The 8,767-nt window shown below is 33.0% G+C and carries 11 protein-coding genes; 4 read left to right on the plus strand and 7 right to left on the minus strand.

The genetic code is table 11. The annotated features are described in order from the left end of the window. Nucleotides 1-153: 153 nt before the first annotated feature. Entirely contained in the window at nt 154-1,014 is an 861-nt protein-coding gene (locus JOD96_RS22085; protein ID WP_209566403.1) for a helix-turn-helix domain-containing protein, read from the minus strand. 96 nt (nt 1,015-1,110) lie between these two features. On the opposite strand from JOD96_RS22085, the gene JOD96_RS22090 reads away from it, so the two are divergent. Further along, on the plus strand, nt 1,111-1,473 hold the full coding sequence (locus tag JOD96_RS22090) for a DUF983 domain-containing protein (protein WP_209566404.1): 363 nt from the start codon (nt 1,111-1,113) through the stop codon (nt 1,471-1,473). 72 nt (nt 1,474-1,545) lie between these two features. Continuing rightward, nucleotides 1,546-2,421 (plus strand): ACP S-malonyltransferase, encoded by an 876-nt coding sequence (gene fabD, locus JOD96_RS22095; protein ID WP_209566405.1) that lies wholly within the window; start codon nt 1,546-1,548, stop codon nt 2,419-2,421. An 80-nt stretch (nt 2,422-2,501) separates the two neighbouring features. On the opposite strand, the gene JOD96_RS22100 is transcribed toward fabD, so the two are convergent. From JOD96_RS22100 to JOD96_RS22120, 5 genes are all read right to left on the minus strand, one after another. Continuing rightward, complete coding sequence (locus JOD96_RS22100) at nt 2,502-2,819, minus strand: hypothetical protein (protein ID WP_209566406.1); 318 nt, start codon at nt 2,817-2,819, stop codon at nt 2,502-2,504. Further along, a complete protein-coding gene (locus JOD96_RS22105; protein ID WP_209566407.1) occupies nt 2,807-3,004 on the minus strand; it encodes a hypothetical protein in 198 nt (65 codons plus the stop codon). Before JOD96_RS22105 ends, JOD96_RS22100 begins: the two co-directional genes overlap by 13 nt. A gap of 51 nt (nt 3,005-3,055) precedes the next feature. After that, on the minus strand, nt 3,056-3,958 hold the full coding sequence (locus tag JOD96_RS22110; protein ID WP_209566408.1) for a DMT family transporter: 903 nt from the start codon (nt 3,956-3,958) through the stop codon (nt 3,056-3,058). A gap of 85 nt (nt 3,959-4,043) precedes the next feature. Further along, a complete protein-coding gene (galE, locus tag JOD96_RS22115) occupies nt 4,044-5,060 on the minus strand; it encodes a UDP-glucose 4-epimerase GalE (RefSeq protein WP_209566409.1) in 1,017 nt (338 codons plus the stop codon). Nucleotides 5,061-5,095: 35 nt separating this feature from the next. Then, nucleotides 5,096-6,226 carry a DegT/DnrJ/EryC1/StrS family aminotransferase gene (locus JOD96_RS22120; protein WP_209566410.1) on the minus strand — a complete coding sequence of 377 codons (1,131 nt, stop codon included), beginning with the start codon at nt 6,224-6,226 and terminating at the stop codon, nt 5,096-5,098. A 136-nt stretch (nt 6,227-6,362) separates the two neighbouring features. Here JOD96_RS22120 and JOD96_RS22125 point away from each other — a divergent pair, with 136 nt between their 5' ends. Both JOD96_RS22125 and JOD96_RS22130 read left to right on the plus strand, forming a co-directional pair. Then, entirely contained in the window at nt 6,363-7,592 is a 1,230-nt protein-coding gene (locus JOD96_RS22125; protein ID WP_209566411.1) for a 3-deoxy-D-manno-octulosonic acid transferase, read from the plus strand. A gap of 343 nt (nt 7,593-7,935) precedes the next feature. Beyond that, nucleotides 7,936-8,157 (plus strand): hypothetical protein, encoded by a 222-nt coding sequence (locus JOD96_RS22130; protein WP_209566412.1) that lies wholly within the window; start codon nt 7,936-7,938, stop codon nt 8,155-8,157. A gap of 107 nt (nt 8,158-8,264) precedes the next feature. On the opposite strand, the gene JOD96_RS22135 is transcribed toward JOD96_RS22130, so the two are convergent. Further along, nucleotides 8,265-8,648: a DUF1508 domain-containing protein gene (locus JOD96_RS22135; protein WP_209566413.1), complete on the minus strand. Its 384-nt coding sequence runs from the start codon at nt 8,646-8,648 to the stop codon at nt 8,265-8,267. Between the last annotated feature and the right edge of the window lie 119 nt (nt 8,649-8,767).

Genomic DNA, 8,767 nt, shown 5'->3' on the forward strand with positions numbered 1-8,767 from the left:
TTATAATAGGTTTTAATTTGGTTGGTTAAAAACCCTGTACTTTTTAGGAAGTGCAGGGTTTTTTTTTGAAACGAGGGCTTCGACTTCGCTCAGCCTGACATACGATATCTTTAAGAATACGATTGTCAGGCTGAGCGAAGTCGAAGCCTTTTTTTACTTTATATTTCTAAATTCTGTGGGAGACATTCCGGTTTGTTTTTTAAAGAATCTGGAGAAATACGAGTAATCTTCGTAGCCTACTTTAAACGCTACTTCGTTTACGGCTAATTGTTTATCAATCAGCATTCTTTTTATTTCCAGAATGACACGATCTGTAATAACTTCTGTTGCCGTTTTTTGCAGAATTTCATTGCAGATTCTGTTTAAATGTTTTAAAGTTATATTGAGCTTTTCTGCATAAAAAGAAGGTAGTTTTTCTTGTCTGAAATATTGTTCCAGAAGCGATTCAAATTTGTTGATTTTGATATTGTACGAATGTGCTTGATGAGAATACGTTTCGCTATATTTTCTCGAGATTTCTATATGAATACAATCTAATAAATTCAACATCTTATCCAATTGTAATTTGTTATTTTGATTATTCTCCTGAATGAGTAAATCAAAATAAGGCAGGATTTTCAGCATTTCATTGTCTTCAAAAACCATTTCCGGGCGATTATGAATGGAATGGTAAAAATTATACTCGTTGATTTTTTTCTGCCCGAAGTATAAATTATACAGTTCCTGCGAAAAGATAATTACAAAGCCTTCGATAGCAGTAGACAAACTCCAATGGTGCATTTGCCCTGGCTGTAAAACAAATAAACTTCCTCTTTTTATTTCAAATTGATCAAAATCGACTTCATGTAAACCGGAGCCATTTGTAAAAAACACCATTAAATACGAATCATGACGATGTGGTTCTTCGACAAAACTGTGGCTTTTTAAATGCTCTGCAAAAGTATTAACATAGAAATCACGATGTACATCATTGCAGCTAAAATTCTGCACGCTGTAAACTGGATATTTTTTCATACTAAATGTCTTTATTGTGCTACAAGTAGCGAAGATATAAAAAAGACTTTTATAGTACTCTGAATTACCTTTGTATAAATAAAAAACATCAAGATCATGTCACATGCATTAACTCATATTTTAAGCAACGAATGTCCTGTTTGTCATAAAGGAAAAGTTTTTAAAGACAAAAATATATTTCTGAATTTCAGTTTACCAAAAATGAACGAATATTGCAGTCATTGCAATTATAAATTTCAAAAAGAGCCCGGATATTTCTTTGGCGCTATGTACGTAAACTACGGATTAACAGTCGCTCAGGGAATTGCTACTTATTGTATTGCGCAGTATTTCTTTGATAAAAATTTCGATTTAAGAATCATTCCGATTATTGCTATTGTCATTACATTACTGACTTCTTTTAATCTCCGATTTTCAAGATTAGTATGGATTTATATGTTTAAGGATTATACGAGCTAAAAAAATGTTATTTTTGCCTTTCAATTGAAGCTAATTTTCAATTCCAAAAAAATAAAAAAACAAATTAGACAAATGAAAGCATACGTATTTCCGGGTCAGGGCGCACAATTTACAGGAATGGGCAAAGACTTATATGAATCATCGGCTTTGGCCGCAGCATTATTCGAAAAAGCAAATGAAATTTTAGGTTTTAGAATTACAGATATTATGTTTGAAGGCACTGCCGAAGAACTAAAAGAAACTAAAGTAACTCAGCCGGCTGTATTTTTACATTCTGTTATTTTAGCCAAAACTTTAGGTGATGATTTTAAACCGGAAATGGTTGCAGGACATTCCTTAGGCGAATTTTCGGCCTTGGTTGCCAACGGAACTTTATCTTTTGAAGATGGTCTTAAATTAGTTTCTCAACGTGCTTTGGCCATGCAAAAAGCCTGCGAAATTACACCCTCTACAATGGCTGCAGTTTTAGGTTTAGCTGATAATGTTGTTGAAGAAGTTTGTGCTTCTATCGACGGAATTGTAGTAGCTGCAAACTATAACTGTCCTGGACAATTGGTAATTTCAGGAGAAACTTCTGCTGTTGAAAAAGCTTGCGAGGCAATGAAAGCTGCCGGAGCAAAACGTGCTTTAATTTTACCTGTTGGAGGAGCATTTCACTCGCCAATGATGGAGCCTGCGAGAGAAGAATTAGCAGCTGCAATTGAAGCTACTACTTTCTCAACTCCTATTTGTCCGGTTTATCAAAATGTAACTGCAAATGCTGTTTCTGATGCAAACGAAATCAAAAAGAACTTAATTATACAATTGACTGCTCCGGTAAAATGGACGCAATCTGTTCAGCAAATGATTGCTGATGGTGCTACTTTGCTTACTGAAGTAGGTCCTGGAAAAGTGTTGGCTGGCTTGATTAATAAAATTGACAAAGAAGCGGTTACTGCGAATGCTTAAATCTTAGTATTCAGTTTTCAGTTAGAGTTTATTTACAGATAAAAAAATCCTCATAACTTAATGTTATGAGGATTTTGTTTTTATAGCTCACTTACTTCTGAACTATTATTATTTATAATTGTTGTTATCAAATAATTCTGATCTCTTTTTTCAAAAAAGATATACCATGTTGTTCTGGCATTTGCTTTGTAAAAAACATAGTTTAAACCTAAATATTGAATTGATGCTGGTGTTTTCTTATGAGGAAAAGTTGAAATATTCGAAATAATAAAACCAACTATTTTATCAATATAATTCTTAGCTGACTCAGGAAAACCAAAGTATTCATCTTCAAAAAGTGCAAAAACCAAATTATCAAAATATTCCAGAACAGAATTTTCAAAGATTATTTTTTCCAAGGGTATGCTTTTATTCTTTTAACCATTTCAGCTTTAAATTCCTCTGGCGTTAGTCCCTTCGCGAACTCAGCATCAAAATCAAAAGTTTCTCGATCTATTCCTTTAAATTTTGGTTTCTGAACTTCATATTCTACTCTGGGCTCTTCAACCTTACTGTTTTTTTTATTTTCTTTATCCAAATCCATATTCCTACATTTCTATTCTTACAAATATATAAAATAAACTTTTGTTTATTACTACATTTTCTTTTCCTTCTTTTTATAATTCACAATAAAGACACCAAGAATAATAAGTGCCGTAGCAATGATAAAATCAATCGTTATTATTTCATCTAAAAGAAGCCATCCTAAAAAGACAGCAATTATAGTATTTATATAGGACAAAATAGAAACCTGCACCGCCGTAACATGTTTTAAGGCATAATTATAACAGAAAAAAGCAATCACTGAACCAAAAACGGATAAATATAAAGCCGCAAAAATGCTTCTTGAACTCCATGAGCTTATATCCGGATTTGGAGAAAAAACAAATGCTAAAACCAACTGAATAGCAGAAGCCATTGTAAATTGATAAAACAAATTGAGTATAATATTACTTGATTTAATAGTATGTGTTTTGGTATAAATAGTTCCGGCGGCCCATGCTAAAATTGCAAATCCCATAAACACCATTCCGGTTTTATAATTTGGATCCAAAAAAGACTCTAGACCATCTTTAAATATGAACACTACTCCTGAGAATCCAATAATTACCCCCACTAAACCCCTTAAGCTTATTTTTTGTAATCCGAACAAAATACTACCCAGAAAAATAAGTATGGGAGATAAGGCACTTATTACCGATGCTAATCCGCTGGGCAAAGTCTGCTCTGCAATTGTTGTAAAGCCATTTGCAATTACAATCATTAATACTGAAGGAACAAGCTGCTGTTTTAAATTCTCCCAGCCAATCCATTTTAGTTCTTTTTTAAACAATAAGATAGTCATCATTATCAATCCTGCCAATCCCTGACGAATAGAAGTTACAAACCAAGGCGGAATCGTTTCAACCGCAACCCTGATTCCTAAAAATGTAGTTCCCCAAATAACTCCAACCGCCGTTAAGGCAAAAATCAATTTATAATCTAAACTTTGTTTCATAACAGTAAAGTTCCATTTAAAAAAAAGCCCAAACTATAGTTACTATAATTTGGGACTTTAAAATTTATAATTTTAATTTAAGGAATTATTTGTTCCTTACTTTTTGTTCCCATTTCCAGGCGCTCGCCATTGCTTCGTCTAAACTTAGTTCTGCTTTCCATCCTAAGACATTATTTGCCTTATCTGTATTAGCATATGCTTCAGTAATGTCACCTTCGCGTCGAGGCATCATTTTATACGGCAGCTTTTTATCGCTTACTTTTTCAAAACTATTAATGACTTCCAAAACAGAACTTCCTTTTCCTGTTCCTAAATTAAAAGTCTCTACTTTCGATATGTTCTTTTTGTTCAACAAACGCTGTAATGCGATAACGTGGGCTTTTGCCAAATCTACAACATGAATGTAATCGCGAACAGCTGTCCCGTCCGGTGTTGGATAATCATTTCCAAAAACTGATAGTTCCTGACGTAATCCTACTCCGGTTTGCGTGATAAAAGGAACCAGGTTTTGAGGAACTCCTAAAGGTAATTCGCCAATTTCTGTGCTTGGATGCGCACCAATAGGGTTAAAATAGCGTAATAAAATGGCACTAATATTAGTTACTTTTGCAGTATCTGTAATGATTTCTTCACCAATTTGTTTTGTATTCCCGTACGGTGACATGGCTGTCTGAACTGGTGCATCTTCTGTAATTGGCATTTTTTCGGCCTGACCGTAAACTGTGCAGGACGAACTAAAAATAAAACTGGCCTCTGGTTTTTGTTGTAATTGCTGTAACAAATAAACCAAAGTGCTAATGTTGTTTTCGTAATACAATAACGGATTTTCAACGCTTTCGCCTACTGCTTTTGAGGCTGCAAAATGAATAACTCCTGTAACATCCGAATATTTTTTAAAGAAATCCTGAACAGTAGATTTTTCCCGTAAATCTATTTTTTCAAATAGCGGAAGTTTCCCTGTAATTTTCTCAATTCCTTTTAAAACATCTTCTGAGGAATTAGAAAGATCATCAATTATCACAACTTCAAAGCCTTCGTTTTGCAATTCGACTACCGTATGCGAACCGATAAATCCTAATCCTCCTGTTACTAATACTTTCATTTTTTGGTTGTTTATGGCTAATACTATAGTTTTTCTTATTTTAGGAATTCAATTACACTGTCTGTAATAAATTTAATTTGCTCATCATCAAGTTCTGTATGCATTGGCAAAGCAATAACTTCTTTCACCAATTGGTTTGTTACAGGAAATTGCTCTTCCTTATAACGAACATCAATATATGCTTTTTGTGAATGCAACGGAATTGGGTAATAAATGGCGCAAGGAATTCCTTTATCCAACAAATACTGCATTAAGGCATTACGGTCTGCGTCGATAATTCTTAAAACATATTGATGAAAAACATGGTCGTTTTCATTTGCATCAAATTCTGGTGTAATGATGTTTTTATTACCAGCAAAAGCTGCATTGTATTTTGAAGCTGCACGACGACGTGCTTTATTGTATTCATCTAACAATGGCAATTTTGCATTTAACACTCCTGCCTGAATACTGTCTAAACGTGAGTTTACACCAACAACATCGTGGTGATAACGCTCGTACATTCCGTGATTTACAATTCCGCGGATAATGTGAGCCAGTTTATCATCATTTGTAAAGATAGCTCCTCCGTCTCCGTAACAGCCTAAATTTTTTGAAGGAAAAAATGAAGTTGCCGCAACATGTCCAATTACTCCAACTTTTGTTTTTGCACCCGATTTAGAAACATAATCAGCACCAATTGCCTGAGCATTATCTTCAATTACATATAGGTTATGTTCTGCTGCAATTTCCATAATGGCATCCATATTGGCTGCCCTGCCAAATAAATGTACAGGAACAATTGCTTTTGTTTTTGGGGTAATCGCTTTTTTAATTGCCTCAATATCAATATTCATATTCGTAATATCAACATCAACCAAAACCGGGGTCAATTGCAATAAAGCGATAACCTCAACAGTTGCTGCAAAAGTAAAATCGGCCGTAATTACCTCATCACCTGGCTTTAAATCCAATCCCATCATAGCAATCTGCAAAGCATCAGTTCCGTTTGCACACGGAATAACATGTTTTGCTCCTAAATAATCCTCAAGGTTTTTTTGAAACTGGTGAACCAAAGGTCCGTTTATATAAGTATTGGTATCTAAAACTTCCTGGATCGAAGCATCAACAGTATCTTTTATTTTCTCGTATTGACTCTTTAAGTCAACCATTTGAATTTTTTTCATTTATCTTTCTTTATTTAAAACTTAAGATTGTTCCTTAGAATTGAATCTTCAAAACGAAGAACAAAAATAGTTATTTAATACCTTCAAACAATGAAAATAATCGAAAGAAACGTATTTTAGCACCAAAATTACACACATGCTTTTTCTATACAATTTAGTCATTTATATCGCTTCATTTTTTCTAAAAATTATTGCGTTGTTCAGCCCTAAAATCAAGCTTTTTACTGAGGGAAGAAAAAATGTTTTTGCTATTCTTGAGGAAAAAATAAAACCAGAAGACAAAACCATTTGGTTTCATTCTGCCTCTCTTGGCGAATATGAGCAAGGACTTCCGGTAATTGAAAAAATAAAAGAAAAATATCCTTCACATAAAATCATTGTTACCTTTTTTTCTCCTTCGGGATACGAAGTGCGTAAAAATAACACAGTTGCAGATGTTACAATTTATCTGCCACTAGATACCAAAAGAAATGCTAAAAAGTTTTTAAAATTGGCCCATCCAGAATTGGCTTTCTTTATTAAGTATGAGTTTTGGCTAAATTATTTAAGCGAGCTGGAAAAAAGCAAAACTCCAACTTATTTAATTTCCGGAATTTTCAGGGACAGTCAGATGTTTTTTAAATGGTACGGTGGTTTTTACAGAAAAGCATTAAAAGCATTTACCTATTTTTTTGTGCAGAATGAAAGTTCGAAACAAAAAATTGAAGCCATTGGATTTCATAATGTAATGGTTTCTGGAGATACCCGTTTTGATCGCGTTAATGCTATTCTAGAACGTGACAATACACTTGATTTTATAGAAAACTTTAAAAATAATCAAACTACAATTATTATCGGAAGTTCGTGGCCAAAAGACGAATCTTTAGTAGCTGAATATATTAATGGAGCTCCCGAAAATGTAAAGTTTATTATTGCCCCACATAATATCAAGGAAGAACAAATTGCAAATCTAAAATCTCAAATCACAAAATCTGTTATTTTATTTTCAGAAAAGGAAAATGCTGATTTATCAATGTACAATGTTTTTATTATTGATACAATTGGATTATTAACCAAAATTTATAGTTACGGAACGATAGCGTATGTGGGAGGCGGATTTGGAAATCCCGGCATCCATAATATTTTGGAACCCGCTACATTTGGACTCCCGATTGTGATTGGTCCGAATTACTCAAACTTTGCAGAAGCTGTACAGCTAGTCGCACTTGGTGGCTGTTTAGTTATTTCTAGTCAGGAAGAACTGAGACAAAATCTTGATCGGTTGATTAAAGACAAAAATTTCTTAAATGAAAAAGGTCAAATCTGCAGGTCTTTTATCCAGGAGAACAAAGGAGCTACCGATAGCATTATGACTGTGGTTTCTTAAGAACTTTAAACAAGTACATTTTTTAGCGTTAAATTCACAACAAGCCTCAAAAATACGCTCATTTTATTTTTTCTAACATTACAGATAATTGCCAAAAACTAAAACAAAAACTCTTTAAACAAGTTAAAAAAGCCAAAATATTTATTGAATATTCAATAAAAAATTATTTACATAAAAAATACAATAATATAATATATTTTTTGTATTTTGGCATATTCTTTGATGAATAAGATAATCGTGAGTAAGGAAAATATTTTAAAAAAAAAGTGAAAAAATATTTTACATATTAAAAAATTTATATCTTTGCCACGAATTAATAATTAACCTTTTATAATAAAGTAAGATGAAAAAAGTATTTTTAAGTTTAGCTGTTGTTGCTGTTTTAACTGTTGTATCTTGTAAAAAAGCTGACGCTGCAGCTCCTGAAGCTGTAGATTCTACTGCTGTTGCTGTTGATTCTGCTGCTGCTGTAGTTGATTCTGCTGCTGTAACTGTTGATTCTGCTGCTGCAAAAGTTGATTCTGCTGCTGCAAAAGTTGAAGAAGCTGCTCCTGCTAAAAAGTAATTCTAAATTACTCAAAAAATTAAAAAGCTATCTTTTAAAAGATAGCTTTTTTTATGCCCCAAAATTAAAGAATAAAAAAAGCGTTTTGAAAATCAAAACGCTTTTTTTTATTCCATCATTTCATCACCTACAAGTTCCTCCTCCTCATCTTCAAAAATCATTTCATTTGATGAGAAGTCCAAAATCTCCGCTTTTGAAGCATAAGATACTATCTCCTTTACTCCTTTTTGCAAAAGCAATTCCGTCGTGTATTTTCGGCTTGTAGCAAAATGAACCTCACCCAACATCAGTTTAAAAAAATACTTTCCCCCTGAGCCTTTAAATTTTAAAAATTTAGCCTGTTCAATATTTACTTTAAAGTTTTCAATATCTTCTTCACATTCAAACTTCAGCTCATAACTTAAACTTGTAAAAATCACCTTCCCTTTCCTGGAAGTAAACACAAATTTATATTCATCATTAAACCGCCTGCTAATTACAAAAGCACCCATTCTTATAATTTTAGATTGTGGATTTTAGATTCTTAGATTCTTAGATTCTTAGATTCTTAGATTCTTAGATTCTTAGATTCTTAGATTCTTAGATTCTTAGATTCTTAGATTCTTAGATT

Source organism: Flavobacterium sp. 1355, assembly GCF_017833415.1.
Classification (GTDB): domain Bacteria; phylum Bacteroidota; class Bacteroidia; order Flavobacteriales; family Flavobacteriaceae; genus Flavobacterium.